This window comes from Nocardioides sp. Z24_21 (assembly GCF_058134345.1).
Genome location: NZ_JBYTTH010000001.1, coordinates 445,407 through 469,440, shown reverse-complemented (window position 1 = coordinate 469,440; position 24,034 = coordinate 445,407). Strand labels below are relative to the sequence as shown.

General features: G+C 73.1%; 25 protein-coding genes and 3 tRNA genes. 16 read left to right on the top strand and 12 right to left on the bottom strand.

The window, feature by feature from the left end; translation table 11 throughout:
* Window positions 1–34: 34 nt before the first annotated feature.
* From AC3X7Z_RS02245 to AC3X7Z_RS02210, 8 genes are all read left to right on the top strand, one after another.
* Window positions 35–724, top strand: a complete 690-nt coding sequence (locus tag AC3X7Z_RS02245) for an energy-coupling factor ABC transporter permease (RefSeq protein ID WP_186340742.1) — start codon at window positions 35–37, stop codon at window positions 722–724.
* Window positions 721–1,083, top strand: coding sequence for a PDGLE domain-containing protein (locus AC3X7Z_RS02240; RefSeq protein ID WP_489974863.1), 363 nt, complete (start codon window positions 721–723; stop codon window positions 1,081–1,083). The genes AC3X7Z_RS02245 and AC3X7Z_RS02240 overlap by 4 nt, the downstream gene beginning before the upstream one ends.
* Window positions 1,083–1,751, top strand: a complete 669-nt coding sequence (cbiQ, locus tag AC3X7Z_RS02235) for a cobalt ECF transporter T component CbiQ (protein WP_489974862.1) — start codon at window positions 1,083–1,085, stop codon at window positions 1,749–1,751. Before AC3X7Z_RS02240 ends, cbiQ begins: the two co-directional genes overlap by 1 nt.
* Entirely contained in the window at window positions 1,748–2,503 is a 756-nt protein-coding gene (locus AC3X7Z_RS02230; RefSeq protein ID WP_489974861.1) for an energy-coupling factor ABC transporter ATP-binding protein, read from the top strand. The genes cbiQ and AC3X7Z_RS02230 overlap by 4 nt, the downstream gene beginning before the upstream one ends.
* Window positions 2,500–2,748, top strand: coding sequence for a DUF3618 domain-containing protein (locus AC3X7Z_RS02225; RefSeq protein ID WP_186340746.1), 249 nt, complete (start codon window positions 2,500–2,502; stop codon window positions 2,746–2,748). Before AC3X7Z_RS02230 ends, AC3X7Z_RS02225 begins: the two co-directional genes overlap by 4 nt.
* Window positions 2,749–2,786: 38 nt before the next feature.
* Window positions 2,787–3,086, top strand: coding sequence for a GroES family chaperonin (locus AC3X7Z_RS02220; RefSeq protein ID WP_489975376.1), 300 nt, complete (start codon window positions 2,787–2,789; stop codon window positions 3,084–3,086).
* A 50-nt stretch (window positions 3,087–3,136) separates the two neighbouring features.
* Window positions 3,137–5,146 (top strand): NAD(P)-binding domain-containing protein, encoded by a 2,010-nt coding sequence (locus AC3X7Z_RS02215; protein WP_489974860.1) that lies wholly within the window; start codon window positions 3,137–3,139, stop codon window positions 5,144–5,146.
* 98 nt (window positions 5,147–5,244) lie between these two features.
* Window positions 5,245–5,388 carry a GPGG-motif small membrane protein gene (locus AC3X7Z_RS02210; protein ID WP_186340748.1) on the top strand — a complete coding sequence of 48 codons (144 nt, stop codon included), beginning with the start codon at window positions 5,245–5,247 and terminating at the stop codon, window positions 5,386–5,388.
* A 266-nt stretch (window positions 5,389–5,654) separates the two neighbouring features.
* On the opposite strand, the gene AC3X7Z_RS02205 is transcribed toward AC3X7Z_RS02210, so the two are convergent.
* The 4 genes from AC3X7Z_RS02205 to AC3X7Z_RS02190 all read right to left on the bottom strand — a co-directional run bounded on the left by AC3X7Z_RS02205 (window position 5,655) and on the right by AC3X7Z_RS02190 (window position 9,172).
* Entirely contained in the window at window positions 5,655–6,323 is a 669-nt protein-coding gene (locus AC3X7Z_RS02205; protein WP_186340749.1) for a vitamin K epoxide reductase family protein, read from the bottom strand.
* Entirely contained in the window at window positions 6,320–7,099 is a 780-nt protein-coding gene (locus tag AC3X7Z_RS02200; protein WP_489974859.1) for a DsbA family protein, read from the bottom strand. Before AC3X7Z_RS02200 ends, AC3X7Z_RS02205 begins: the two co-directional genes overlap by 4 nt.
* Window positions 7,100–7,471: 372 nt before the next feature.
* A tRNA-Lys gene (locus tag AC3X7Z_RS02195) sits at window positions 7,472–7,544 on the bottom strand.
* A gap of 59 nt (window positions 7,545–7,603) precedes the next feature.
* Window positions 7,604–9,172, bottom strand: a complete 1,569-nt coding sequence (locus AC3X7Z_RS02190) for a phytoene desaturase family protein (protein ID WP_489974858.1) — start codon at window positions 9,170–9,172, stop codon at window positions 7,604–7,606.
* A gap of 163 nt (window positions 9,173–9,335) precedes the next feature.
* Here AC3X7Z_RS02190 and AC3X7Z_RS02185 point away from each other — a divergent pair, with 163 nt between their 5' ends.
* Window positions 9,336–10,235, top strand: coding sequence for a universal stress protein (locus tag AC3X7Z_RS02185; RefSeq protein ID WP_186340752.1), 900 nt, complete (start codon window positions 9,336–9,338; stop codon window positions 10,233–10,235).
* Between the two features lie 2 nt (window positions 10,236–10,237).
* Here the strand turns inward: AC3X7Z_RS02185 and AC3X7Z_RS02180 are convergent, their stop codons facing one another.
* Both AC3X7Z_RS02180 and AC3X7Z_RS02175 read right to left on the bottom strand, forming a co-directional pair.
* On the bottom strand, window positions 10,238–10,420 hold the full coding sequence (locus tag AC3X7Z_RS02180; RefSeq protein ID WP_186340753.1) for a DUF8730 family Cys-rich protein: 183 nt from the start codon (window positions 10,418–10,420) through the stop codon (window positions 10,238–10,240).
* Window positions 10,421–10,476: 56 nt separating this feature from the next.
* Window positions 10,477–10,794, bottom strand: coding sequence for a rhodanese-like domain-containing protein (locus AC3X7Z_RS02175; RefSeq protein WP_186340754.1), 318 nt, complete (start codon window positions 10,792–10,794; stop codon window positions 10,477–10,479).
* Between the two features lie 160 nt (window positions 10,795–10,954).
* On the opposite strand from AC3X7Z_RS02175, the gene AC3X7Z_RS02170 reads away from it, so the two are divergent.
* Together AC3X7Z_RS02170 and AC3X7Z_RS02165 are read left to right on the top strand one after the other, a co-directional pair.
* On the top strand, window positions 10,955–12,067 hold the full coding sequence (locus AC3X7Z_RS02170; RefSeq protein WP_489974857.1) for an FUSC family protein: 1,113 nt from the start codon (window positions 10,955–10,957) through the stop codon (window positions 12,065–12,067).
* A gap of 71 nt (window positions 12,068–12,138) precedes the next feature.
* The gene (locus AC3X7Z_RS02165) at window positions 12,139–13,218 is read left to right on the top strand and encodes a MerR family transcriptional regulator (RefSeq protein ID WP_489974856.1); all 1,080 of its coding nucleotides are present in this window, start codon (window positions 12,139–12,141) and stop codon (window positions 13,216–13,218) included.
* Window positions 13,219–13,279: 61 nt separating this feature from the next.
* Here AC3X7Z_RS02165 and AC3X7Z_RS02160 read toward each other — a convergent pair.
* A tRNA-His gene (locus tag AC3X7Z_RS02160) sits at window positions 13,280–13,355 on the bottom strand.
* A 45-nt stretch (window positions 13,356–13,400) separates the two neighbouring features.
* The gene (gene orn / locus AC3X7Z_RS02155; protein WP_489974855.1) at window positions 13,401–14,045 is read right to left on the bottom strand and encodes an oligoribonuclease; all 645 of its coding nucleotides are present in this window, start codon (window positions 14,043–14,045) and stop codon (window positions 13,401–13,403) included.
* 63 nt (window positions 14,046–14,108) lie between these two features.
* Here orn and AC3X7Z_RS02150 point away from each other — a divergent pair, with 63 nt between their 5' ends.
* The 3 genes from AC3X7Z_RS02150 to AC3X7Z_RS02140 are packed head-to-tail and all read left to right on the top strand — an operon-like array spanning window position 14,109 to window position 16,441.
* Complete coding sequence (locus AC3X7Z_RS02150; protein ID WP_489974854.1) at window positions 14,109–14,654, top strand: MauE/DoxX family redox-associated membrane protein; 546 nt, start codon at window positions 14,109–14,111, stop codon at window positions 14,652–14,654.
* On the top strand, window positions 14,620–15,402 hold the full coding sequence (locus AC3X7Z_RS02145) for a DsbA family protein (protein WP_186340759.1): 783 nt from the start codon (window positions 14,620–14,622) through the stop codon (window positions 15,400–15,402). Before AC3X7Z_RS02150 ends, AC3X7Z_RS02145 begins: the two co-directional genes overlap by 35 nt.
* Window positions 15,403–15,427: 25 nt before the next feature.
* A complete protein-coding gene (locus tag AC3X7Z_RS02140) occupies window positions 15,428–16,441 on the top strand; it encodes an adenosine deaminase (protein ID WP_489974853.1) in 1,014 nt (337 codons plus the stop codon).
* Window positions 16,442–16,579: 138 nt separating this feature from the next.
* On the opposite strand, the gene AC3X7Z_RS02135 is transcribed toward AC3X7Z_RS02140, so the two are convergent.
* From AC3X7Z_RS02135 to AC3X7Z_RS02120, 4 genes are all read right to left on the bottom strand, one after another.
* Window positions 16,580–16,655 (bottom strand) — tRNA-Arg (locus AC3X7Z_RS02135).
* An 83-nt stretch (window positions 16,656–16,738) separates the two neighbouring features.
* A complete protein-coding gene (locus tag AC3X7Z_RS02130; RefSeq protein ID WP_489974852.1) occupies window positions 16,739–18,133 on the bottom strand; it encodes a dicarboxylate/amino acid:cation symporter in 1,395 nt (464 codons plus the stop codon).
* A 265-nt stretch (window positions 18,134–18,398) separates the two neighbouring features.
* Window positions 18,399–19,562: a 23S rRNA (uracil(747)-C(5))-methyltransferase RlmC gene (gene rlmC / locus AC3X7Z_RS02125; RefSeq protein WP_489974851.1), complete on the bottom strand. Its 1,164-nt coding sequence runs from the start codon at window positions 19,560–19,562 to the stop codon at window positions 18,399–18,401.
* The gene (locus AC3X7Z_RS02120) at window positions 19,555–20,961 is read right to left on the bottom strand and encodes an aminopeptidase P family protein (protein ID WP_489974850.1); all 1,407 of its coding nucleotides are present in this window, start codon (window positions 20,959–20,961) and stop codon (window positions 19,555–19,557) included. The genes rlmC and AC3X7Z_RS02120 overlap by 8 nt, the downstream gene beginning before the upstream one ends.
* Window positions 20,962–21,067: 106 nt before the next feature.
* On the opposite strand from AC3X7Z_RS02120, the gene AC3X7Z_RS02115 reads away from it, so the two are divergent.
* A complete protein-coding gene (locus AC3X7Z_RS02115) occupies window positions 21,068–22,186 on the top strand; it encodes a PrsW family intramembrane metalloprotease (protein WP_186340761.1) in 1,119 nt (372 codons plus the stop codon).
* A complete protein-coding gene (locus AC3X7Z_RS02110) occupies window positions 22,183–24,006 on the top strand; it encodes a dynamin family protein (protein WP_489974849.1) in 1,824 nt (607 codons plus the stop codon). Before AC3X7Z_RS02115 ends, AC3X7Z_RS02110 begins: the two co-directional genes overlap by 4 nt.
* Window positions 24,007–24,034 lie beyond the last annotated feature (28 nt).

The following is a 24,034-nucleotide window of genomic DNA, read 5'->3' as shown; positions in this document are numbered from 1 at the left end:
ATCCATCCGAGACACCCACCAGCAGGAGCGACCCGTGCACGTGCCCGACGGTTTCCTCGACGCCCCCACCTCGGTGGCCACCGGGGTCGTGGCGGCCACCGCGGTCGCCCTGTCCCTGCGCGGTGCGCGACGCGAGCTGGACGACCGCACGGCGCCGATGGCCGGGCTGGTCGCGACCTTCGTGTTCGCCGCGCAGATGATCAACTTCCCGGTGGGCGCGGGCACCAGCGGCCACCTCATGGGCGGTGCTCTCGCCGCGGTCCTGGTCGGGCCGTGGACCGCGGTGCTGTGCCTGTCGGTGGTGCTCCTGGTCCAGGCCCTGCTGATGGCCGACGGCGGCATCACCGCGCTCGGCACCAACATCACCCTCATCGGCATCGTCACCGTCGCCGTCGGCTGGGTGGTGTTCGTCGGCCTGCGCCGCGTGCTGCCCAAGCGCCTCGGCATGGTCGCGCCCGCAGCCGCGGTCGCCGCCCTGGTCAGCGTGCCGGTCGCGGCCCTCGTCTTCACCGGCCTCTTCGCCGTCGGCGGCAACATCGAGGTGGACCTCGGCGCCGTCCTCACCGCGATGCTGGGCTGGCACACCGTCATCGGCCTCGGAGAGGCCGTCGTCACCGGCCTGGTGGTCGCGAGCGTCGTCGCGGCCCGCCCCGACCTCGTCCACGGCGCCCGACCACTGCTCGTCGAGCGCGAGCTCGAGCTGCGAGACGGAGTCCACCGATGAGCACCCGCCGCTTCTTCGCCGTCGCCCTGGTCGTCAGCCTGCTCGTCGCAGGCGTCGCGAGCTACTACGCCAGCTCCCACCCCGACGGCCTCGAGTACGTCGCCGAGCAGACCGGCTTCATCGACTCCGCGGAGGACTCCGCGACCGCCGACAGCCCTCTCGCCGACTACCAGACGTCCGGCATCGACGACGCCCGGATCAGCGGCGGGCTCGCCGGCGTGATCGGCGTGGTCGTGATGCTGGTCCTGAGCAGTGGCCTGTTCTGGCTGGTGCGCCGCCGCGGGCCTGACGGGCACGACGCCGCGCCCCGCGAGGCGTCCCACGACGACACCCCCTCGACGCGCACGCCGGGGTCCTGATGGGTGCCGGGCACGGGCACCGGCTCCACTTCCACGGGCACAGCCCGGTCCACCGCGCGCCCGCGCACCTCAAGGTGCTGGCGCTCCTCGGCTTCATGCTCGTGGTCGTCGCCACCCCGCGCGAGGCCTACCCGCTGTTCGCCGTCGAGGCCGCGGTCCTGCTGGGCGTCATCGCGCTCTCCCGGGTGCCGCTGCGCTACCTGCTGCCCCGCATGGTCGTCGAGCTGCCGTTCGTGGTCTTCGCCGTGCTGATGCCCTTCATCGCCCACGGCCCGCGCACCGAGGTGCTGGGGGTGACCGTCTCCGAGCCCGGGCTCGTCGCCGGCGTCGCGCTGCTGGTCAAGGGCAGCATCGGCGTTCTCGCCTCGCTCACGCTCGCCGCCACCACCGAGCCGCAGGACCTCCTCCGGGGCCTTCAACGGCTGCGCGCACCCGACCTGATCGTGCAGATCATGGGCTTCATGATCCGCTACCTCGACGTCGTCACCGACGAGCTCACCCGGATGATGACGGCGCTGCGCTCGCGCGGCTGCGACCCCCGCTCGCCGCGCCACTGGCCGGTGCTGGGCCGTTCGCTCGGCGCGCTGTTCATCCGGTCCTACGAACGGGGCGAGCGCGTCCACCTCGCGATGCTCTCGCGCGGCTACGACGGGAAGCTGCCGTCGTGACCACCCCCGTCCTCGACGTCCGCGGCCTGGCGTTCGCCTACCCCGACGGCCACCAGGCGCTCTTCGGGGTCGACCTCCACGTCCACCGGGGCGAACGGGTCGCCCTGCTCGGCCCCAACGGCGCCGGCAAGACCACCCTCGTGCTCCACCTCAACGGCATCCTCACCGCGGGCCGGGGTTCGGTCACGGTCAGCGGGCTCCCGGTCGCCAAGCAGCACCTCCTCGAGATCCGGCGCCGCGTCGGCATCGTCTTCCAGGACCCCGACGACCAGCTCTTCCTCGGCACCGTCCGCCAGGACGTCGCCTTCGGGCCGGCCAACCTCGGGCTCAAGGGCGCCGAGCTCGACCGCCGGGTGATGGACGCGCTCGACCGGGTCGGCATGGCCGACTTCGTCGACCGGCCGCCGCACCACCTGTCCTACGGCCAGCGCCGCCGCGTCGCGGTGGCCACCGTGCTGGCGATGGAGCCGGAGGTCCTGGTGCTCGACGAGCCCTCCTCCAACCTCGACCCCGCCTCGCGCCGCGAGCTCGCCGACATCCTCCGCAGCCTCGACGTGACGGTGTTCATGGTCACCCACGACCTGCCCTACGCCCTCGAGCTGTGCCCGCGCAGCGTCGTGCTCAGCGAGGGAGTCGTCGTCGCCGACCGGCCGACGTTCGACGTGCTCACCGACGACGAGCTGATGGCCGCCCACCGGCTCGAGCTGCCGTGGGGCTTCGATCCCCGGCGCATTGATAGCCTGCCCGGGTGACCCAGGACATGAGCGCGCTCGAGCGCGAGATCGAGGAGACGCGCGAGCGGCTGGCCTCGACAATCGACCAGCTCGCCTACCGTGCCCACCCCAAGACGATCATCGGCCGCCAGGTGACGACCCTGAAGGCGCACTTCGTCGACCTCGACACGGGCGAGCCGCGCACCGACAACATCCTCCAGGCCGCCGGCATCGTGGTCGGCGTCGTCGTCCTGCTCGGCATCGTCCGGAAGGTCGCGCGCTGAGCGCCGTGCCGGGTGTGGGGGGCAGCGCCCCGATCAAGATGCTCCACGACCGTCTCCTGGTCGAGGTCGACCAGGAGGCCGGCGAGCGCCGGTCCACCGGCGGCATCGTGATCCCGGCGACCGCCGCGATGGGCGCCCGCCGGCTCGCCTGGTCGCGCGTGATCGCCGTGGGCCCCCACGCCCGGGCCGTGGAGGTCGGTGACCGCGTGCTCTTCGACCCCGAGGACAAGGCCGAGGTCGAGGTGCAGGGCGAGGTCTACGTCGTCATGCGCGAGCGCGACGTCCACGCGGTCGCCGCGGAGCGCCTCGAGGGCGGCTCCACCGGGCTCTACCTCTAGCCCTCCAGCCCTCCAGCCCGACCCCTTCTCCGTCCAGCCAGGAGCGCCCGATGGCCTACTTCGTCAAGCAGTCCCACCGCGCCCCCGCGGTCACCTCGCCCGTCCCGGTCGACGAGTCGCTCCCGCGCGCGTGCATCATCGGGGCCGGCTCGTCGGGCATCGCCGCGGCCAAGCAGCTCTACCTCGCCGGAGTCCCGTTCGACTGCTTCGAGAAGGGTCGCGACATCGGCGGCACCTGGGTCCTCGACAACTCCAACGGGCAGTCGGCCTGCTACGACACCCTCGAGATCAACACGTCCTGCCCGCGGATGGCGTTCTCGGACTTCCCGATGCCCGAGGACTACCCGCCCTACGCACGGCACGACCAGGTGCGCGCCTACTTCGAGCAGTACGTCGACCATTTCGGCTTCCGCGACACGATCACGTTCGACACCACCGTCGAGGACGTCTCCCGCTCGGCCGACGGGCGCTGGGACGTGCGGATCTCCGGACCCGGCGGCACCGAGACCCGCACCTACGACGCGGTGCTCGTCGCCAACGGCCACCACTGGGACCCGCGGTGGCCCGAGCCGGCCTATCCCGGCACGTTCGACGGAGAGCAGATCCACGCCCACGACTACCGATCGGGCGAGCAGCTCGCCGGGCGCGACGTCGTCGTGGTCGGCGCCGGCAACTCCGCGATGGACATCGCGGTTGAGTCGTCGCTCGTCGCGCGTACGACGACGTGGTCGGTGCGGCGCACGGAGTGGGTGCTGCGCAAGTTCCTCCTGGGCCGGCCGAGCGACCAGGTCGCCCTGCCGGGGTGGCTGCCGTGGTGGGTCACGGCGGCGCGCCTGCGGGTCGGCGCCGCGTACGCCGGCAGCATGACGAAGTACGGCCTGCCGGCCCCGACCCACAAGCCGGGTCAGTCGCACCCCGTCCAGTCCGACCGGATCCGCGAGCGACTCGACGCGGGCGCGATCACCGCTCGGCCCGGCATCGAGCGACTCGAGGGGGACCGGGTGGTCTTCGTCGACGGCAGCGAGGCGCCGGCCGACCTGATCGTGTGGGCGACCGGCTACCGGGTCAGCTTCCCGTTCCTCGCGCCCGACCTGGTGTCCCCTCACGACAACGACCTGCCGCTGTGGAAGCGCACCGTCCACCCGGACCTGCCGGGCCTCTACTTCATCGGCCTCGTCCAGGCCATCGGCGCGGTGATGCCGATCGCGGAGGCGCAGTCGGCGTGGATCGCGGACACGCTCGCCGGTCGCTACGTCCCGCCGGCCGGCGACGTCGTACGCCGCCAGATGGACGCCGAGCACCGTCGCGACAAGCGGCAGTTCTACGCCTCGCCGCGCCACACGATGGAGGTCGACTTCGACCACTACCTGTGGGACCTCGACCGCGAGCGCAAGGCCGGTCGGGCGCGGGCCGCGACGCGTACGCCGTCCCTCGGCTCGGCCGCTGGGCCGGCGGCCTCCGCGTCCGTTGCGGCTGCCGCGCCGACGTCAGGCGGCGGGGGAGTGCGCCGCACGCTCGCCCGCGTCCTGCTGGGCGCGGCCCGCTGGCGGGCCGTGGGCGAGGTGCCCCAGCGCGCCGTCCTCGTCGGCGCCCCGCACACCTCCAACTGGGACTGGGTGCTCACCATCCTCCTGGCGTGGCGCTACGGCATCGACATCCGGCTGCTCGTCAAGAAGGAGCTCTTCGTGGGCCCCCTGGGCTGGCTCCTGCGCCGCACCGGCGCCGTCGCGCTGGACCGGAAGAACCCGTCGGCGACCATCAAGGCGCTGCTCGCCGAGGCCGAGGGCGACGACCCCTGGTTGCTCGGCCTCGCCGCGGAGGGCACCCGCTCGCGCGGGGAGTACTGGAAGTCGGGGTTCTACCGGATCGCCCGCCAGACCGGCCTCCCGATCACCCTCGCGTTCATCGATGCGCCGTCCCGCACGGTCGGCTGGGGGCCGACCTTCCACCCGACCGGCGACGTCCGCGCCGACATGGACCTGGTGCGCGCCTTCTACGCCGACAAGACCGGCATCCGCCCCGACGACTTCACGCCGCCCCGCCTGCGCGAGGAGGACTGAGGACCCATGCCGTTGTACCCCCCCGAGGGGTGTGATCGGCTCGCCCCGATCACGCGCCCCCCGCTAGGTTGACCGTTCAACCGAAGGGAGCATGCGAAATGGCATTTCTGCTGTGGATCCTTGCCGTCATCCTCGTGGTGTCCGGCATCGTCTCGTTGATCAGGGGTCAGATGCTCTGGGGCATCGTGCTCATCATCGTCGGGCTGCTCGTCGGCCCCGGTGGAGTCAGCCTGTTCACGTAGCAGCCCTTGCGGGAGGACGTGCGAGGAGTCGGTCCGTCAGGACCGGCTCCTCGCTCCGATTTACGGGGCGTTCGCGTCTGGGCTCCCCGGCTCCGCTGTCGGAGTCCCCGCTCGAGCGGGGACTCCGACACTTGGAGGGGGTTGCAACGGCCTCCAGGTGTCGGACTCGCCCACCAAGTTCGCGTTACGTCAACGCGTCTCGTTGGCGCGCCCGAGTGGGGTCCGGTCGCCGCTGCCCCCGCACCGAGTCCCACAGCGAGGCGGCATCACGCGAAGAGTGCGTCGCCGTAGCGCAGCACCACCACCAGGACCAGTCCGAGCAGCCACGCGACGACCACCATCGCGTCGAGTCGTGCGCTCACCGCCTCCTCGAGCGCTCTCTGGGCCCGCGGCGGAAGCGGGAGGTGTCCTGCCCGGATGTTGATCCGCGTCATCTCGAAGAAGACCAGCGTGGTCGCGACCGTGACCAGCAGACACCACGGGCACAGCGCGCCGATGGCGAAGAGCCCCTGGTAGAACAGCCAGTACGCCAGGACGACGCCGAGCGCGTACACCGCCTGGGCGCAGAGCATGAACCACCGGGGGAACCTGACCCCTCCAAGGCTGGCGACGGCCAGCGTGATGACCACGGGCTCGGCGACCAGGCCCAGGTAGGCGTTGGGGAACCCGAACAGCGACGCCTGCCACGAGCTGCCCACGGTGCCGCAGCTGATGACGGCGTTGATGTTGCAGCCGAACTCCGCGCTCGCGTTGGCGGCCAGCTCGAGCGCGTCGACAGCGAGGACGAACGAGGCGACCAGGCTCACGACCGCCCCGGCCAGCATCATCGCCCAGTCGCCGCGGTCGGACGCGACACCCGCCCGGGGCGCGCTGCTGCTGCTCCCGCGGCCGCGGGGGATGCGACTGCCGGCGGCGGCGGAACGCGAGGCGGTCATCGGTCCGACCGCCCCGCGGCTGCCCGCACCGCCTCGGTGAGGTCACCGGGCGCGTAGAGGTTGCCGTCGAAGACGACACCGTCCACCCGGACGGTCGGGGTGCCCGTGATGCCGTCGGAGTCGAACGCGTGCTGGGTGACGTCTGCGACCCACGTGGCGTACGCGCCTTCGGCGAACCGGGCCGCGGTGTCCTGCGGCACGCCGGCCGCTACGGCCAGGTCCGCGATCTCGTCATCGGTGTGGCCGGCGCCGCCTTCGGTCGGCTGCGAGGCGAACAGCGCGGCGTGGAAATCGAGAACGCGGTCGGGTGCTGAGTCCGCGACGGTGGCGACGGCGTTGGCGGCACGCGTCGAGTACTGGGTGCCCGATGACGCACGGTCGAGGAACGACAGGGGCCGCAGGTTGAGCTGTACGACGCCTTCCTCGACCAGGGCGTCGAGCTCGGCGCCGTTGGCGGCCTCGAAGTCCGCGCAGTACGGGCACAGGTAGTCGTAGAACACGTCGACGATGACCGGGGCGTTGCCGCTGCCGACGGGGATCGCGGGACCCTCCGTGTTGCGCGGCGTCGTGGACGAGGTGTCGCGAGCGGTGTCCGCTGCGGTGCTCGGGCCTCCCGCGCGTCCGGATGCGCCCACCACCACGACGACGACGGCGACCAGCAGGACCGCGACGATGGCCCCGCCGGCAGCCTGTAGTTGTCGGCGTCGGCGCTCGCGCTGCTGCTGCTCGCGCGCCAGGCGCTCCCGAGCCGTCGTGGGTACCGCGTGCCCGTTCACCTGCGCCTCGCTCTCGCTGCCGGCGGCTCCCGGGTGGGAAGCGGTTGCGCCGGACTGTCGCCCCGGGTCCGCCGGTGTCGTTGCCGAGTCGGCGGAACGGACGGCCGCGTCCCCGGCGGATCGACGGGGCTGCGGAGGCGGCTGCCGTTCGCATCCCCCACTCTGACGGGCCGACGAGTTGCACCCACAAGCACAAGGTCCCGACCTGGGCGCCCGAAGGTCCCGACCTGGCTGCGTCCGCCGAACAGCGGCCGCGCGGGACCGGTGACGGCGCACCCTCCCGTGCCAACGGGCGAGCAGGTGCACGAAGAGCTCGCGCAGAACGGCAGAGGCCCTTCCGGATCTCTCCGGAAGGGCCTCTGCTGTGTTCGGTACGCCATCAGGGACTCGAACCCCGAACCCGCTGATTAAGAGTCAGCTGCTCTGCCAATTGAGCTAATGGCGCGCGCGGTGAAGCGAGTAGAACTCTACCCCGTGGCCATCGGCACGCGAAATCGAGGTGGCTCAGAGCTCGGCCAGGACCGCTTGAGCGGCGTTGTGCCCGCCCAGGCCCGACACCGCTCCGCCGCGTCGCGCGCCGGAGCCGCACAGCAGGACGGTGTCGTGCTCGGTCTGTACGCCCCACTGCCGGGCCGGCGTGTCGAGGCGGGAGCGGTTGGGTGCCCAGGGCCACTCCAGGTCGCCGTGGAAGATGTGCCCGCCCGGCATGGCGAGGTCCTGCTCGACGTCCTGGGGCACCTTCGCCTCCACGCACGGCCGGCCGTCGGCGTCCGTGGCGATGCAGTCGGCGAGCGGCTCGGCCAGCACCGCGTCGATCGAGGCGAGGGCCCGCTGGACGGCGACGTCGCGGGCGCCGGGATCGGCGTCGAAGAGCCCGTCCGGGGTGTGCAGGCCGAAGTAGGTCAGGGTGTGCGCCGAGCCGGCCCGGTCGCCGAGGATCGAGGGGTCGGTGAGGCTGTGGCAGTAGACCTCGCCCGGCAGCGGGTCGGGCACCGAGCCGCCGGCCGCGGCGGCGTACCCCTGCTCGAGGAGCGAGTAGTCCTCGGCGAGGTGCAGCGTGCCGGCGAACGCGACGGTCGGGTCGACGCCCGACCTGAGGGCGGGCAGCCGGTCGAGCAGGACGTTGATCTTGAGTTGAGAGCCCGACGGCTTGGTCTCGGCGTCCTCGCCCTCGCCGAGCAGGATCCGCAGCACCCAGGGCGCGACCCCGGACAGCACCCGCCGACCGGTCACCGCGTGCTCGCGCTCCCCGTCGTGCCAGGTGACCTCGGCGCCGTCCGCGCCGGGGGTGATGGAGCTGACGCCGGCCCCGGTCACGATCTCGGCACCGGCCTCGACGGCCGCCCGGGCGAGGGCGTCGGTCACCGCGCCCATCCCGCCGATCGGCACCCGCCACTCGCCCGTGCCGTTGCCGATGAGGTGGTAGAGGAAGCACCGGTTCTGCACGAGGGAGGGGTCGTCCATCGACGCGAACGTGCCGATCAGCGCGTCGGTGGCGACCACCCCGCGCACCGTGTCGTCGGCGAAGCGCCGGGTGATCGCGCGCCCGAGCGGCTCCTCGACGACGTCGGCCCAGATGCGCTCGTCGACCCGGTCGCGCAGCTCGCGCTCGAGCGGCAGCGGCTGCATCAGGGTCGGCGCGACGACGCCGGCGAGCCGGCCCACCTCGTCGTAGAAGGCCTGCCAGGCGGCGTACTCGTCGTCGCCGCCCGTGAGCTCGCGGAACGACGCGCGCGTCGCCTCGCCCTCGGGTCGCTCGACGAGGAGCCCACCGTCGCGGCCCGCGCGCGTCCAGGGCGTGTACGACGCCGTGGTGCGCGAGGCGAGCCGGACGTCGAGGTCGAGGTCGGCCATCAGCTGCTGCGGCATCAGGCTCACCAGGTAGGAGTACCGGGAGAGCCGGGCCGGGTGACCGGCGAACGGCTCGACCGACACGGCGGCGCCGCCGATGTGCCCGAGCCGCTCCAGCACGACCACCGAGAGGCCGGCGCGGGCGAGGTAGGCGGCGCTGACGAGGGCGTTGTGCCCGCCGCCGACGACCACGACGTCATAGCTGCCGGTGCCCTGGTCCACCGCACCAACGTAGTCCCCCGGGCGCTCCGACCGGCGGCCGGCCGTGCCCGCCGCGGGGCGCCCGCAGCAAGGCCCTTCGCCGCCGGGGTGGGGTCCAAGGACCCTTCGTCCCGCGTCCCGCGCGGCGAAGAGTGGAGGCACAGCACCAGTCGAGGAGGACGTCATGACCGAGCAGCTCACCGCCACCCGCGGACCCAGGATCGTGGTAGGGGTCGGGCCCGAGGACGTGGAGTCCGCGCTGGCGTTCGCGGCCGCCGAGGCCGTACGCGCAGGGTGCGGGCTGCACCTGTTGCACGCCCTCGACCTGGCGCCGGCCGGTCCGGAGGCCTGGCTGGTCGCCGCCGATCTCCAGGCCTGGGGCGTCGAGCACCTCGCCGACGCCGTGAAGCGGGCCGAGGGCCTGGTCGACGGAGCGGTGCCCGTGACCCACGAGCTGGTCCGTGGCACGGCGGTCGGCTCGCTGGTCGAGGCCGGACGGTCGGCGCGGATGGTCGTGCTGGAGCACCGGCACCTGTCGCGGCTCTCGCGGATCGTCAACCGCACGGTCGCCGGCGGCGTCGCCGCGCACCTGCGGGTGCCGGTCGTGGCCGTGCCGAGCGGGTGGCGTCCCGACGGGGCGCAGCGCGTCGTGGTCGCGGGAGTCGACGTGCCCGAGCGCTCCGACGAGGTGCTGCGCGCGGCCCTGGCCGAGGCGCACGCGCGCGGCGCGCAGCTGCGGGTCGTCCACGCGTGGTCCCTGCCGCGCCCCTACGAGGGGGTCACCAGGGCCGAGGAGGTCGGGCGCTGGTCGGACTCCGTACGGGCCGAGGTGCTGTCCGCGCTGGACCGTGTCGGCGACCTCTCCGCGGCGACCGACGCGGAGGTGCGCATCGAGCAGGGCCGCGCGGCCGACTGCCTGGTGCGGGCCTCACTCGACGCCGAGCTGCTGGTCATCGGTCGCCACGACCCGCTCGTGCCGATCGGGTCGCACGTCGGACCGATCGCGCGCGCGGTGCTCCGGGAGTCCGGTTGCCCGGTGCTGCTCGCGACCCCGCGATCCCACCCGGCGGCCTACCACCCGTGAGGTCAGCGGCCGAGGAGCCGTGAGAGGAACCCCTTGCCCGCCCCCGCGGCGGCCTTCTCCTCCGCGGTGTGCTGGCCGTTGCACCACTGGCCGGCGGGGACGCCGGCCCTGACCTGACCGATGTGCTGGCCGCAGCCGGCCCACGTGGTCTTGCCGCAGGTCTTGCAGCGGACTGCTCGACACATGTCGTACCTCTTCCTCGGTGAGGGATGGGTGGGTCAGACGAGGGCGGGGAACGCCGTCACTTCTCCACCACGACCTCGCGCCCGGACGCCAGCCAGCCCTTGGTCCCGCCGGCCACCGACACCGCGTCGAAGCCGCTGGCCACCAGCAGGTCGGTCATCGCCTTCGACCGGTTGCCCGAGGCGCAGATCACGTGCACGCGGGCGCCACGGTCGAGCTCGCCGAGGCGGGACGGGAGCTGGCCCATGGGCACGGAGAGCGCCCCCGGCACGTGGCCCTCGACGTACTCGCTCGTCTCACGGACGTCCACGGTGACGCCGCTGTCGCGCTCGGCGGCGTACTCCTCGACGGTGATCTCGGGCGTGCGGTGTGACATGCGGTCCTCTCAGGGTGCTTCGTCCACAGCCGATTTTATCGCCGTGGGACAGGCGCACCGAAACCGAGAGATACCCCCCCGGTGGTATGCACTCGCGGCTGGTCGCGAGACCGCGCCTCGGCGGGAGTCGTAGGGTCGTCCGCCGAGGAGAGGAGCGTCGGTGAGGGAGAAGCGGAGGACGAGGTGGAGGGAGCGCGTCGACGACCGGCTCGCTGACCCGATCTGGTGGAACGACGTCCTGCAGCTGTTCAAGACCGTGCTGGCGGCGGTCGCCGCCTGGGTCATCGCGGCGAGCGTCCTCGACCTGCCCCAGCCGTTCCTGGCGCCCTGGTCCGCGCTGCTCGTCGTCCACGCCACCGTCTACCGCACGTTCTCGAAGGGGATGCAGCAGGTCGCGGCCACCGTCGTCGCCGTGCTGCTCGCGACGCTGGTGGGCGAGGCGTTGGGGCTGAGCACCTGGGCCGTCACCCTGCTGCTGGTCGTCGCACTCGTGCTGGGGGCCGTCCCGTGGTTGGGCGCCGAGGCCACCACCATCGCGACGACGGGCCTCGTGGTGCTCACCACCGGCTTCGATGACGACGTGATGCTCGTCGCGCGCCTGCTCGACACCGCGATCGGGGTGGGTGTCGGCCTGCTGGTCAACGTCCTCGTCTGGCCGCCCCTGCGCCGGCACACCGCGGCCAAGGCGCTCGAGCGCGTCGACGAGAGCATCGGTGACCTGCTCGTCGACATGGCGGGCGGTCTGGGCGACGGGTGCCAGGACGAGGACGTCACGGGCTGGGTCGACCGCACCCGCGACATCGACGCCGACCTCGACCACGCCTGGGCGCTGGTGCGGCAGGCCGAGGAGAGCGCCCGGATGAACCCGCGCCGCTCGGCGCGCCCGATGAGGAACCCGGAGGAGTGGCACGAGCTGCTGCGCCGCATGGAGCAGGCGGTGGCCGAGACCCGGAGCCTGGCGCGCACCCTCGGCGGCCAGCGGGCCCACCGCGAGACGTGGGGGGACTCCTTCGCCGTCCCGTGGATCTCCATGCTCGGCGACGCCGGCCGGGCGACGAGCGCCGCCGACCCCGCGGCGCTGCTCGACGTGCGCCGCCGGCTGGTGGAGTTCACCGAGGAGCTGCGCTCCACCGAGCGCTCGCCCGAGTGGCCCGTCTACGGCGCGCTCATCATCAACATGCGCAACCTCATCGACGCCATGGACCAGGTCGCGGAGGCGAACCCGATCGGCGGACCGCCGCTGCCGCTGCGGATCCCGCAGCGCCGCGCTTGACCTTGCCGCAGGGGCAGGGCACACGCTCGGGCAGCCGGCGGCGCAGGGTCGCCGGCAGGAGAGGAACGACGATGCTGTCCATCGGTGAGTTCGCCCGGGCGACCGGGCTCAGCGCCAAGGCGCTGCGCCTCTACGACGACCTCGGGCTGGTCACTCCGGCCGAGGTCGACGAGCGCACGGGCTACCGCCGCTACACCGCCGACCAGGTGGACCACGCGCGCCTGGTCGCCCGGCTGCGGGTGGCCGGGGTGCCGCTGCGCACCATCGCGGCGGTCGCCGGTGCGCCCACGGGTGAGGTGGCGGCGGCCGAGCTGCTGTCCTACTGGCGCGGGGTCGAGGCCGACACCGCATCGGCCCGCAGCATCGTCGCGTCGCTCCTCGCCCAGATGAGAGGACGTCACGCCATGACCGACACGACCGAGACCACCACGCGGACCCCGAGGTCCGCCCACCGCGCCGGGCGGGGGGCGCGCGACGCCCAGCTCGACGCCGTCCATCCCCGCACCCACCGGATCGCTGGGCAGGTCACGGGCCAGCGGCTCTTCGCCGTGGCGGACGGCTTCGGGGACGCCGAGGGGGCCGCGGGGGTCGCCCTCGACGCCCTCGCGGCGCTGGATGCCGCGCCCGCCGGTGCCGACCCGCTCGGGGCCGTGGACGCGGCGGTCCGCACTGCCGCCGACGCCGTGGCCCGCCGTGCCGACGACGGTGCGCCGGACAGCGGCACCACCCTGACCGCGCTGCTCCTGGTCGGCGACCGCGCGCTGGTCGCCCACGTCGGCGACTCGCGCGCGTACGCCGTCGGCGAGGACGGGCTCGTCCGGCTCACCCACGACCACACGGTCGTGCAGTCGATGCTCGACCAGGGACGGATCACGCCGGAGGAGGCCGGTGACCAGCCGTCGCCGGCCATCCTCAACCGCGCCCTGGGGCACGGCACGCCGACCGCGCCCGACCTGTCCGTGCGCCCGGTCTCCCCGGGGGAGCGGCTGGTGCTCACCACGGACGGCGTCCACGCGGTGCTCGAGCCGCGACTGCTGGCCGAGCTGCTCACCGCACCGGGGGAGCCGGACGAGGTCGCCGCGTCGGTGGAGGCGGCCGTCCTGGCCGCCGGGGCGCCGGACAACTACGCCGTCGTCGTGGTGGAGGTCTGAGCGGGCCGCCCCGTACGACGATCGAGCCCCCGACCGGATCCGGTCGGGGGCTCGATCTGCCTGGGGTGAGTAACGGGACTTGAACCCGCGACATCCGCCACCACAAGGCGGCGCTCTACCAGCTGAGCTATACCCACCATGTCCCTCAGCTCGCGCTGTGGACGACGAGAAGTGTAGGGCACTCAGTCCGGAGAGCCGGAATCGGCGTCCGCGTCCGGGCCGAGGCCGGTGAGCTGGCCGCCGTGCCGGGCCGCGATCTCCCGGGCGGTGGCGCTGTCGGGGCCGGGCGGGGGCACGAAGACGGCCTCGCGGTAGTAGCGCAGCTCCTCGATGCTCTCCTGGATGTCGGCGAGCGCGCGGTGGTTGCCGCGCTTGGTCGGGGCCGCGAAGTAGGCCCGGGGATACCAGCGGCGCGAGAGCTCCTTGATCGAGGAGACGTCGACGATGCGGTAGTGGAGGAACGACTCGAGGCCGGGCATGTCGCGGGCGAGGAACGCGCGGTCCGTGGCGACGGTGTTGCCGGCCAGCGGGGGCCGGCTCCCGTCGGGGCAGTGCTCCTTGATGTAGGCGAGCACCTCCTGCTCGGCGTCGGCCAGCGTGGTCCCGGCGGCGAGCTCGTCGAGCAGCCCGGACTTCTCGTGCATCGAGCGGACGAACTCCACCATCTGGTCGAGCGCCTCCTGGGAGGGCTTGATGATGACGTCGACGCCCTCGCCCAGCACGTTCAGCTCGAAGTCCGTGACGAGGGCCGCGACCTCGATGAGCGCGTCAGCGCCCAGGTCGAGGCCGGTCATCTCGCAGTCGATCCACACCAGTCTGTCGCTCACGACGTGTCACCCTACTGGGGGGTTCTCAGGGACGACTCAGCCTCACCTCCTAGGGTCATGGGCGTGAAGGACTGGTTCGGCCTCGTCGCTCGTCTGGCGGCGGGAGGCGTGTGGGTCGTGGCGGGGGCGCTCAAGCTGCCCTATCCCGCCGAGAGCGTGCGCGCCGTGCGGGCCTACGACCTGCTGCCCGAGGCGATCGTCCCTGCCGTGGGGCACCTGCTGCCCGTGCTCGAGGTGGTCATCGGGCTCTGCCTGATCCTGGGCGTGCTGGTGCGCGGCAGCTCCGTCGTCTCCGCGCTGCTCTACCTGGCCTTCATCATCGGGATCTCGAGCGCGTGGGCGCGCGGGCTGTCGATCGACTGCGGCTGCTTCGGCGGCGGGGGCGAGATCCCCGACGCCGCTGCGAAGTACCCCCGCGAGATCGCCCGCGACGTCGTCCTGATGGCGCTGAGCGGGTGGCTCGTCGTCCGCCCCGCGTCCCGGCTGGCGCTCGACAACGTGCTGTTCGCCTCGACCGCCGATCCCGGCACCCACCCCCCGACCGATGACACCTCCGACCACGAAGGAAGCCTCGATGGCGCAGAAGAAGACCACGCACAGGACCGCTGAGGAGAAGGCCGCCACCGCGGCCAAGCGGGAGGCGCGGCGGGCGCGGACCGAGCGGGCCCGTGCCCAGGCCGAGGAGCGACGCAAGAAGGCCAAGCGCAAGGAGCAGCTCACCCGCTTCGGGCTGATCGCCGGTGTGCTGGTCCTCGTCGTGGGCGGCTACTTCCTGATCAGCAACCTCGGCTCCGACAAGCCCGACACCGCTCCCGCTGGCGCGAGCGACGACTACGGGCTGGTCCTCGGTGAGGACGACGCGCCGAAGTCGATCGTGGTCTACGAGGACTTCCTGTGCCCCTTCTGCGGCCAGCTCGAGCAGACCGTCGGCGACCAGCTCGACGAGGCCGTCGAGGCCGGCGAGGTCAAGGTCGAGTTCCGGGCGCTGCCGTTCCTCGAGCGGATCAGCGACTTCTCCCCGAAGGCGGCCAACGCCCTCGCCGTGGTGCTCGACACGTCCGGACCCGAGGTCGCCAAGTCCTTCCACGACCTGCTCTACGACAACCAGCCCTCGGAGTCGGGCCCGTTCCCCGACGACGACCAGCTCGTCGCGTGGGCCGTCGAGGCCGGTGCCGACGAGGACGCCGTGCGTCCCGGCATCGAGGACATGGCCTTCGAGGGCTGGGTCGACGCTGCCGGCGAGGCCGCGTCGAAGGCCGGGATCAAGTCCACGCCGACGGTGCTGGTCGACGGCAAGAAGGTCGAGGGCCAGACCCTCGCCGAGATCGCCGAGGCGATGGTCGGGCCCACCAGCTGACCCGCGCCCTGCGACACTGCGGGGCGTGAGCCTCCAGTCGTTCGTCGCGGGCCTGCCCAAGGCCGAGCTGCACGTGCACCACGTCGGGTCGGCGTCGCCGCGGATCGTCTCCGAGCTCGCGGCGCGCCACCCCGACGCGGGGGTGCCGTCCGACCTGGAGGCGTTGCGGGAGTTCTTCACGTTCCGCGACTTCGCCCACTTCATCGAGGTCTACCTCTCCGTGGTCGACCTTGTCCGCACACCCGAGGACGTGCGGCTGCTGACCTACGAGGTCGCCCGCGACATGGCCGAGGGCCAGAACCTTCGCTACGCCGAGCTGACCTGCACCCCCTACACCTCCGTCCTGCGCGGCGTCCCGATCGAGGCCTACACCGAGGCGATCGAGGACGCGCGGATCGCCGCCGAGCGCGACTTCGGGCTGGTGCTGCGCTGGATCTACGACATCCCGGGGGAGTCCGGTCTGCCGGCCGCCGATGCGACGCTGCGGTACGCGCTCGAGCACCGCACCGATGCGCTCGTCGGCTTCGGGCTGGGCGGACCCGAGGTGGGGGTGCCGCGGGCGCAGTTCCGCGAGCACTTCGACACCGCACGTGCCGCCGGGCTGCGGTCGGTGCCGCACGCGGGTGAGACCACCGGGCCGGAGACGGTCTGGGACGCGGTGCGGCTGCTCGGCGCCGAGCGGATCGGTCACGGCTGCTCGGCCGCGACCGACCCCGACCTGCTCGCCCACCTCGCCGACACCGGCGTGGTGCTCGAGGTGTGTCCGACGTCCAACGTCGCCACGCGCGCCATCGACCGCATCGAGGACCATCCGCTCCGCACGTTCGTCGAGGCCGGCGTCGTGGTGACGATCAACTCCGACGACCCGCCGATGTTCGCGACCACCCTCAACCACGACTACGAGGTGGCCGCGCGCCTTCTCGACCTCGACGAGCGGGGTGTCGCCGCTCTCGCGCGGGCCGCCGTCGACGCCTCGTTCGCGCCGGCGGACGTCAAGGCGCGCATCGGCGCGGAGATCGACGCGTACGCCGCCCGGTAGCGGCCCGCCAGCTCCACCGGCCGGGCGGCGCGGGCAAAGGTGAAGGCCCCGCTACCTCATACGTGGCGGGGCCTGACGACCACTCTGGCGGAGCCGGGCGGCATCCGCGGGGACGCCGCCGGGCGTGTCGGTGACCTGTGGCGCCCCCGGCAGGACTCGAACCTGCAACCCACGGATTAGAAGGCCGTTGCGCTATCCGTTGCGCCACGGGGGCTGGGCGCGGTCAGTATCCCAGTAGCGCACGGCCCGCGCTCCGCAAGGTGGTTGCGGAGCGCGGGCCGTGGTGGCGGCAGACGGTCAGGCAGCGGCGGGCGTGACGCCCCTCGCGTCGGTGTCGGCGTCCTCGCGCCACGCCTCGCGCCCGCGGGGGGCGTCGTACGTCGACTGGTCGAGGATGCCCTCGCGCTTGGCGACGATGGTCGGGATCAGCGCCTGGCCGGTGACGTTGACCGCGGTGCGGCCCATGTCGAGGATCGGGTCGATCGCCAGGAGCAGGCCGACGCCCTCGAGCGGCAGGCCGAGCGTGGACAGCGTCAGCGTGAGCATCACGGTGGCGCCGGTGACGCCGGCCGTCGCGGCGGAGCCGATCACGGAGACGAACGCGATCAGCACGTAGTCGGTGATCGAGAGGTCGAGGCCGAAGAACTGCGCCACGAAGATCGCCGAGATCGCGGGATAGATCGAGGCGCAGCCGTCCATCTTGGTGGTCGCGCCCAGCGGCACGGCGAACGACGCGTAGGCGCGGGGCACGCCGAGGTTGCGCTCGGTGACCGACTCGGTCACCGGCATGGTGCCGATCGAGGACCGGGACACGAAGGCGAGGGAGATCGCCGGCCAAGCGCCGGAGAAGAACTGGCGGACCGAGAGGCCGTTGAGGCGCAGCAGGGCGGGGTAGACGCCGGCGATGACGATCGCCAGCCCGGCGTAGATCGCGACGGTGAACATGCCGAGCGAGCCCAGGGCGTCCCAGCCGTAGCTGGCGACGGCGTTGCCGAGCAGGCCGACGGTCGCGATCGGGGCGAGCAGGATGATCCACCACAGCACCTTCTGGACGACCGCCAGCGCGGAGCGGACGAAGGCCAGGAACGGCTCCGCTGCCTCGCCGACCTTGAGGGTCGCGATGCCGACGGCGATGGAGACCACGAGGATCTGCAGCACGTTGAACGACAGCCCCACCGAGCCGTCGTCGGACGCCGAGCCCTCGAGACCCAGCACGTTGGCCGGCACCAGGCCGGTCAGGAAGTCGAGCCACGAGCCCGTGCTCGACGGCGCCGCTGCCGCCTCGGAGGTGACGCTGGTGTGGTCGCCGGGCTGCAGCACCAGGCCCAGCACGATGCCGATGACGACCGCGATGAGGGCGGTGATGGCGAACCACATGAGGGTGCGCCACGCCAGTCGGGCGGCGCCCGCGACGTCGCGGAGGTTGGCGATCGAGGCGACGATCGCGAGGAAGACCAGCGGAGGCACCACCGCCCGCAGGAGGGTCACGAACGTGCCGCCCACGGTGGAGAGGGTCTCGGTCAGCCAGTTGGGGTCGACCTCGCCGGTGCCGGCGTCGACGCCGTCGGCGCCCATGCTGCGGGCCACGAGGCCGAGGACCACGCCGAGCACCAGTCCGATCAGGACCTGGGTGCCGAACGAGGGGAGCCGTAAGCGGGTGCGCTTCTTGTCGGCCGTAACAGAAGTAGTCATACTGAAAAGATAGCCTTTCCGAGAGGCAGCCCGTCGACGCGGGCGCCGGGACCGGGTGGTGCGGGAGACGGTCTGAGGGCGCGCGGTCAGCGACAGAGGGCGCTCTGGGTGCGCGCCAGGTCCACCGCGCGACGCTGCGTCAGCAGCTCGCCGACGGTCGCGGGGACGAGGAGGGATGGGCGCACGAGAGGCACAACCCCGCCCGGCGTCCGTCGATTCCCGTGACCCGCCTCACACCGTCCGTCCGGGCCCTGAGCGCGCCCGCTCACCGCGACAGCAGCGTGATGACCTCGTAGTGCGTGGTGTGCGGGAACATGTCGAGCACCCGCGCCTCCACGGGCCGCAGCGACGGCATGAGGGCGAGGTCGCGGGCCAGGGACTGCGCGTTGCACGAGGAGTAGACGACGTGGCGCACCCCGCAGGACTCGAGCCATCCGGCGAGCTCGGCGCCGATGCCGCGCCGGGGAGGGTTGACGACCACCAGGTCGGGCACGGTGCCGGCGGCGAGTGCGTACGCCGTCGCGTCGGCCGCGACGAACCGGGCCGGGGCGCCCGACGCGGCCGCAGTGGCGCTCGCCGCCCCGACCGCGTCGGCGGAGGCCTCGACGCCGAGCACCTCGCGGCCCTCGGAAGCGAGGTGGAGCGCAAAGCCGCCCACGCCGCAGTAGAGGTCCCAGACCGTGCGGACGTCGGGCAGGTCGCTCACCCAGGCGCGGGCCTGGTCGTACAGGGCCTCCGCGACCGGGGTGTTGGTCTGGAAGAACGACCGCGGCCCCAGCCGGAGCGTCACCCCGGTGGCCAGCCGCATGGGCAGCACCCCGGCGTCGGTCAGCACGATCTCGCGCTCGCCCTCCAGCACCGCCTTGTGCTCCGGCTGGACGTTGACCGTCACGACCCGCAGCGCCGGCACCGCCTCGAGCAGCGTGGGCAGGCGGGAGCGGATGCGTGCCTCCAGTGCCGTGGACCGCATCACGAGCCGGAGCATCGTCTCGCCGTCGGGCGACTCGGTCAGCAGCACGTGCTTGAGCTCGCCGCGGCGCGTCGCGACGTCGTACGGCGTCAGCCCGGCCTCGGCGATCCAGGCGGCGACGCGCTGCAGGCTCGCGCGCAGGCCGTCGGAGTGCAGGCCGCAGTCGCGCAGGTCGACGCCGGCCAGGTCGCGGTCGAGGATGCCGAGGGTGGGCGCCTCGACGGTGCCCCCGACCACCATCTTGGCCTTGTTGCGGAAGCCGACGTCCGCCCCGGCCACGGTCGGCAGCCACGCCCCGGCGTCGACCAGCGAGCGCGCGTGGGCCTCCTTGTCGGACAGCTGGCGCTCGCGCGGGATCCCGAGAAGGGTGCAGGAGCGACAGCGGAAGGCGTCGTAGTGGTGGCAGCGCGGCACGCCGTCGACGACGCGGAGGCTGGGCGCAGGCGGCGGGTCAGCCACCGATGCGGGAGCCCATCCACTCCTCGACGTCGGCCGAGGTGCGGGGGAGCGAGGCCGAGAGGTTTCGGTGACCGTCGGCGGTGACGAGGATGTCGTCCTCGATGCGGATGCCGATGCCGCGCAGCTCCTCGGGGACGAGCAGGTCGTCCTCCTGGAAGTAGAGACCAGGCTCCACGGTCAGCACCATGCCCTCGGCGAGGTCGCCCTTGGGGTAGATGTCGGCCGAGGAGCGACCGCAGTCGTGGACGTCCATGCCGAGCATGTGCGAGGTGCCGTGGAGGGTCCACCGCGAGTAGAGCTTGGACTCCGGGTCGAGCGCCTCCTCCGCGGAGACCGGCAGGAGTTGGAGGTCCTCCAGGCCGTGCGCGAGCACCTCCATCGCGGCGTGGTGGGCGGCGAGGAACGCCGCGCCCGGGCGTACGGCGTCGATGCCGGCCTGCTGCGCCTGCTGCACGAGGTCGTAGAGGTCGCGCTGGAGCGGCGTGAAGCGGCCGTCGACCGGCAGGGTGCGGGTGACGTCGGCGGTGTAGAGGTTGCGTCCCTCCACGCCCATGTCGAGCAGCACGAGCTTGCCGGGCTCGATCGCGCCGGTGTTGTCGATCCAGTGCAGGGTGGTCGCGTGGGACCCGCCCGCGCAGATCGAGTCGTAGCCGATGTCGTTGCCCATCGCGCGGGCGCGGCGGAAGAACGTGCCCTCGATCCAGCGCTCGCCGAACTCCAGGACGCGGTCCCACTCGCGCACCGAGTCGTCGAAGCCGAGGGCCGTGATGTCGCACGCCTCCTGCAGCTCGCCGATCTCCCAGTCGTCCTTGACCAGGCGCAGCTCGTCGGCGACGCGGGCGAGGTCCTCGTCGCGGGTGAGGTCGCGGGTCTTGCGGTCGTCGTCGAAGGACGGCAGGTCCTTGACGTGGCGGACCTCGATGCCGAGGGAGTCGGAGATCTCCTGCGCCGACGGCCGGCGGCCCGCCCAGAGCTCGCCGTACTGGCGGTCGCGGAAGAACTCGTCGGTGTCGCGCTCGGAGCGGGGCCGGGCATAGAGCACCGACCCGCCGTCCTCGATCACCAGGACCGCGTCGGAGGTCTGGTTGCCGGAGAAGTAGGTGTGGGCGGTGTCGGGCCGGAACCGGTAGTCGGTGTCGTTGGCGCGGACCTTGTAGGTGCCGGCGGGCAGCACGAGCCGGTCGTCGGGGAAGGCGTCGGCGAGCCGCGCGCGACGGGCGGCGGCGAGGTCGGCCACCGGGTGGCGCGGCATGTCGAGCGCCCGGTCGCCCCAGCCCTTGCGCATGAAGGCGGCGTAGGCGGCGGGGACCGCGGGGTCGTGCGACTCGGTGCGGGGGTGCTCGTCGGCGTCGGGGGTCTGGACGCTCTCGGCGGGGATCTCGGCAGTCGGCTCGCTCACGCGGCCACTCTACGCCGGGCCGGGGCGTCGACCCGACCGCGCGCCGTCCCTCCCGACGGGTGCGCCAGCACCGGCGGACGGACGCTGCTCCGTTAGGGTCGAGTCCATGCAACGAGGCCGTCGCGACAGTGTCGCGTTCACCGTCGTGGTGGCTGCGTTGGTCCTCCTCGGGGGCCTCCTCATGGCCGCGGTCATCGCACTCTCCGGGGCTCCCGGGTCGCTGGCGCTGGCGGCACTCCTCGCCGCGATCCCGGTCGGCCCGCTGGTCGGCTGCTTCATGTGGCTCGACCGCTACGAGCCCGAGCCGCGCAACCTGCTCCTGGCCGGCCTGCTGTGGGGCGCGTTCGCCGCCACGGGAGCGGCGATCGTCTTCCAGGGCATCAGCTTCGCCGGCGGCGCGAGCGAGCCCGAGACGCTCAGCGTCGTCGCCCCTGTCACCGAGGAGCTGGCCAAGGGCGCCTTCCTCTTCCTGCTGCTCTGGTGGCGGCGCCACGAGCTCGACGGCGTCCTCGACGGCATCGTCTACGCCGGGATGGTCGGCATCGGCTTCGCCTACACCGAGAACATCCTCTTCCTCGCCGCCGCCTACGACGGCACCGACGGCCTCGGCCCCGGCGGCACGACGGCGCTCACCGCGACGTTCGTCGTGCGCTGCCTGATCAGCCCCTTCGCCCACCCGTTCTTCACGGCGTTCATCGGCATCGGCGTCGGCCTGGCCATCGCGTCGCGGCGGACGTCGGTGCGGCTCCTCGCGCCGCTCGTGGGGCTGCTGCTCGCGGCCTTCCTCCACGGGGTCTGGAACACCTCGACGCTCACCGGCACGGGCGACTTCGTCGTCGTCTACGGCACCTTGATGTTCCCGGCGTTCGTCGGGGTCGTCGCCTTCGCCGTCTACCGCCGCCGCTCCGAGCGCCCGATGCTCGCGCTCGCCCTCCAGGACGCCGCCGACCGCGGGCTGCTCCCCGCCACCGACATCCCGTGGCTGGTCGACCTGCGCGCCCGCCGCCACGCCCGCCGCTGGGCACGCCAGCAGGGCGGCCCGCTCGCCGAGCGCGCCATGCGCGACTACCAGGCCGCCGCCATCGAGCTCGGCTACCTCCACCACCGCTACCTGCGCGGCACGGCGCCCGACGACTTCGCCGCGCGCGGACAGGAGCACGTCGACGAGCTCCGCCGGATCCGCCCCTACATCTCCTTCCCCGGACAGGTGGTCCCCACCCGATGAACGACAACGACGACGCGACCCCTGGTCAGCCCGCCGACCAGCAGCCGGCCGAGCCGACGCCGGGACGCCGCGACGACGACACCACGACCGCCATGGTGACCGCGCTCGTGCGGCTGCGCGGGGCGCTGCAGGAGGCCCGGCTGCCGCTCGAGCTCCCCGGCGCCGCGGAGCAGCGGGCCGCGCGGGCCGAGATGGTCGACCAGCTCGAGGACTACGTGATCCCGCGGCTGATGACCCTCGACGCGCCACTGCTCGCGGTCGTCGGCGGGTCCACCGGCGCAGGCAAGTCCACGCTCGTCAACTCCCTCGTCGGCACCCGGGTGACCACCCCCGGCGTCCTGCGTCCCACGACCCGCTCGCCGGTGCTCGTGCACCACCCGTCCGACGCCAAGTGGTTCGGCCAGGACCGGCTGCTGCCCGAGCTCGAGCGCGTCGACCGGCAGACCAACGACCCCGCCGCGCTCCAGCTCGTGCCCTCGCCCGTGATGGCGCCCGGGCTGGCGATCCTCGACGCCCCCGACATCGACTCGGTCGAGGAGCAGAACCGCGTGCTGGCGGCCCAGCTGCTCGCCGCCGCCGACCTGTGGCTGTTCGTCACCTCCGCCGCGCGCTACGCCGACCAGGTGCCGTGGGACTTCCTGCGCAAGGCCGCCGAGCGCTCGGCGGCCGTCGCGATCGTGCTCGACCGCACCCCGCCCGAGGCCGTGGACACCATCACCACGCACCTGGCCCGGATGCTGGCGAGCCGCGGCCTGAAGGACTCGCCGCTCTTCGTCGTCGAGGAGGGCGAGGTCTCCGACATGGGCCTGCTGGCCTCGTCGTCGGTGAGGGAGATCCGGCAGTGGCTGCGCGCGCTCGCCGAGGACCAGGAGGCGCGCCAGTCGGTCGTGCAGCAGACCCTCGACGGCGCGATCCGCACGCTGGCGCGTCGTACGCACGCCGTGGCCGACGCGGCGACCGAGCAGGTCGACGCCGTCCGCCGCCTCCGCGAGGACGCCAACGAGGCCTACGACCGTGCCGTCACGGCGGTGGGGGAGGCCTCCGCCGACGGCACCCTGCTGCGCGGCGAGGTGCTGGCGCGCTGGCAGGAGTTCGTCGGCACCGGCGAGCTGCTGCGCACGCTGGAGACCCGGGTCGGCTGGATCCGCGACCGCGTCGTCAACGCGGTCAAGGGCAAGCCCCAGCAGGCCGAGCGGGTCACGGTCGCCGTCGAGTCGGGCCTCGAGACGCTCATCCTCGAGCACGCCGAGGCGGCCGCTGAGCGGGCCGAGGCCTCGTGGCACGGCACCGCCGCCGGGCAGGCCCTGCTGCGCGACGCCGGGGAGGACCTCGGCCGGGCCTCGCGCGACTTCCGCCGCCGCGCCGAGCGCGCCGTGCGCGACTGGCAGTCCGACGTCCTCGACATGGTCCGCACGGAGGGCGCCGAGAAGCGCTCGACCGCGCGCTTCCTCGCGTTCGGCGTCAACGGCCTCTCTGTCGCGCTGATGATCGTGGTGTTCGCCCACACCGCCGGCGTGACCGGCGCCGAGGCGGGCATCGCCGGTGGGTCGGCGATCCTCGGGCAGAAGCTGCTCGAGGCCGTCTTCGGCGACCAGGCCGTGCGCTCGCTCGCCGAGCGGGCCCGGCAGCGTCTGGAGGCCTCGGTCAACGACCTGCTCGACTCCGAGCGCCGGCGCTACACCGACCTGCTCGACAGCCTCCAGATCGCCCCCGAGTCGCCCGAGCGGATGCGGGCGGCGGCGCGCAAGGTCGACGACCTGCGCTTCGCGGAGGCGCAGCGACCTCCCCGGGTGTCGGGTGGTGGTGACGACGCCCCCTAGGGTTGTGGTCACAAGCACCGCAGCCCGG